The 3,204-nt window shown below is 62.0% G+C and carries 1 pseudogene; it reads right to left on the reverse strand.

Features of this window, described 5'->3' with window-relative positions:
• Positions 1-3,120: pseudogene (gene purL / locus ACIF4X_RS29095) on the reverse strand (phosphoribosylformylglycinamidine synthase); the annotation flags it as partial.
• Positions 3,121-3,204: the final 84 nt, after the last annotated feature.

Below are 3,204 nucleotides of genomic sequence, written 5' to 3' on the forward strand. Positions count from 1 at the left end.
AACCTGTGGGCGAATGCCTTTCTTGATGTAAGGCGCGGCGATGTCCTGGTTGACGTCGTAGCTGAGCTTGACGCTCAGGCCCGGGTTGTCTTCTTCCAGCAGCACGTCGAACTCTTGCTCGGCGCAGTCGGCGTTATCACGCAGACGCTGGATCTGGTAGCTGGTCTCGGCCCACTGACGCTGCAGCAGACGACGCTGGCCTTCGAACACGGTGTCACCGTTGAAGGTGATGTTGATCTGGCCATTGTTGATCGGCTGACCGATCACCGACACACAGTCACCCAGACCGGCCGCGCTGAATTGCGCGAGGATGTCTGGCGTGGCGTCCTGGCGAACCTGGATCACTGCACCCAGCTCTTCGTTGAACAGGATGGCGGCGATGTCGGCGGTGGTTTCCGCCAGACCGTCGAGGTTCAGGCTCAGACCGCAATGACCGGCGAAGGCCATTTCCACCACGGAGGTCAGCAGACCACCGTCGGAACGGTCGTGGTACGCCAGCAGGTGACCGTCGGCGTTGAGGCCCTGGATCACCGCGAAGAAGGCTTTCAGGTCTTCAGCGTCATCGACGTCCGGTGCGTGTTTGCCGAGCTTGCCGTGTGTCTGCGCAAGGATCGAAGCACCCATGCGGTTCTGACCGCGACCGAGGTCGATCAGGATCAGGTCGGTGGTGCCCTTGTCCATGCGCAGTTCCGGGGTCAGGGTCTGACGGATGTCAGCCACTGGCGCGAAACCGGTCACGATCAGCGACATCGGCGAGGTCACGGTTTTTTCTTCGCCGTTGTCGTTCCAGCGAGTGGCCATGGACATCGAGTCCTTGCCCACCGGAATGGTAATGCCCAGCTCAGGGCACAGTTCCATGCCGACCGCTTTCACGGTGTCGTACAGACGCGCGTCTTCGCCCGGGTGACCGGCAGCCGACATCCAGTTCGCCGACAGTTTGATGTCGGAGATCTTGTTGATACGCGAAGCAGCAATGTTGGTCAGGGTTTCGCCGATGGCCATGCGGCCCGACGCCGGAGCGTCCAGCAGAGCCAGCGGAGTCCGCTCGCCCATCGCCATCGCTTCACCGGTGTAAACGTCGAAGCTGGTGGCGGTGACAGCAACGTCGGCCACCGGAACCTGCCACGGGCCGACCATTTGGTCACGGGCCACGAGGCCGGTGATGGTGCGGTCGCCGATGGTGATCAGGAAGCTTTTGCTCGCCACGGCCGGGTGATGCAGAACGCGTTCGATGGACTCGGTGATGTCGAGGTTCGACGGATCGAAGTCATCGCCCAGTTCCGCTTCGCGAACCACCGAACGGTGCATGCGCGGGGCCTTGCCCAGCAACACTTCCAGTGGCATGTCCACCGGGTTGTTGCCGAAGTGGCTGTCGGTCACGGTCAGTTGCGGTTCGGCAGTCGCCTCGCCCACTACGGCAAACGGGCAACGCTCGCGTTCGCAGATCGCCTGGAAGCGCGCGAAGTCTTCCGGGCCGACCGCCAGAACGTAACGTTCCTGGGATTCGTTGGACCAGATTTCGTGCGGGGCCATGCCCGGCTCGTCGTTTGGAATGTTGCGCAGTTCGAAACGGCCACCGCGGTCGCCATCGTTGACCAGCTCCGGGAAGGCGTTGGACAGACCACCCGCGCCGACGTCGTGGATGAAGCTGATCGGGTTCTTGTCACCCAGTTGCCAGCAACGGTCGATGACTTCCTGGCAGCGACGCTCCATTTCAGGGTTTTCACGCTGTACGGAAGCGAAGTCGAGATCCGCCGAGCTGGTGCCGGTGGCCATCGAGGAAGCGGCGCCGCCACCCAGACCGATCAACATCGCCGGGCCGCCAAGGACGATCAGCTTGGAGCCAACGACGATCTCGCCTTTCTTGACGTGTTCTTCGCGGATGTTGCCCATGCCGCCAGCCAACATGATCGGCTTGTGGTAACCGCGAACTTCGTCACCGTGCGGGGTGGTGATCGACTGTTCGAAGGTACGGAAGTAGCCGGTCAGGGCCGGACGACCGAATTCGTTGTTGAACGCGGCGCCGCCGAGCGGGCCTTCGATCATGATGTCCAGCGCGGTAACGATGCGCTCAGGCTTGCCGTACGGCACTTCCCACGGCTGCTCAAAGCCCGGGATCTGCAGGTTCGACACGGTGAAACCGGTCAGGCCAGCCTTTGGCTTGGCGCCACGGCCGGTTGCACCTTCGTCACGGATCTCGCCGCCGGAACCGGTCGACGCGCCCGGGAACGGGGCGATCGCGGTCGGGTGGTTGTGAGTCTCAACCTTCATCAGGATGTGCACCGGCTCCTGCACCGCGCCGTACTGGCGGGTTTCAGGGTTCGGGAAGAAACGGCCGGCGACGTTGCCGACGATCACCGAGGCGTTGTCCTTATAAGCCGACAGAACGCCTTCGCTGTGCATCACGTAGGTGTTCTTGATCATGCCGAACAGGCTTTTTTCCTGGTTCTCGCCATCAATATCCCAACTGGCGTTGAAGATCTTGTGGCGGCAGTGCTCGGAGTTGGCCTGGGCAAACATCATCAGTTCGATGTCGTGCGGGTTGCGCTTCAAGCCGTTGAAGGCGTCGACCAGGTAGTCGATCTCGTCTTCGGCCAGAGCCAGGCCCAGCTCGGTGTTGGCTTTTTCCAGCGCGGCACGTCCGCCACCGAGGATGTCGATCGCGGTCAGCGGCTTCGGTTCGGCGTGGCTGAACAGACCGGCGGCCTGTTCGAGATTGGCCAGCACGATCTGGGTCATGCGGTCATGCAGCACGTCGGCAATCTGCTGGGCTTCGGCTTCGCTGAACTGACCGGCCACGTAGAAGGCGATACCGCGCTCCAGACGCTGGATCTTGCTCAGGCCGCAGTTGCGGGCGATGTCGCTGGCCTTGCTCGACCATGGCGAGATGGTGCCGAAACGCGGCAACACCAGAAACAGACGACCGGTCGGCTCTTGTACCGGAACGCTTGGGCCGTACTTCAGAAGGCGCGCTAGCACCTGCTGTTCGTCGCCGGTCAGGACGCCGGTGACTTCGGCGAAGTGAGCGAATTCAGCATACAGGCCACTGACAGCTGGAACCTTCTGGCTCAGTTGCTCAAGGAGTTTGCTGTGGCGAAAGGCAGAAAGGGCAGGAGCGCCAGCGCCGTAATCAGTTCTACATGAAGGTTGGGTTCGTGCTGAGCGGCAGTGACAAAAATGGTCAAAGCGCGCAAGGTCTTGACG

It is taken from the genome of Pseudomonas sp. NPDC085632 (assembly GCF_044541255.1).
Taxonomy (GTDB): domain Bacteria; phylum Pseudomonadota; class Gammaproteobacteria; order Pseudomonadales; family Pseudomonadaceae; genus Aquipseudomonas.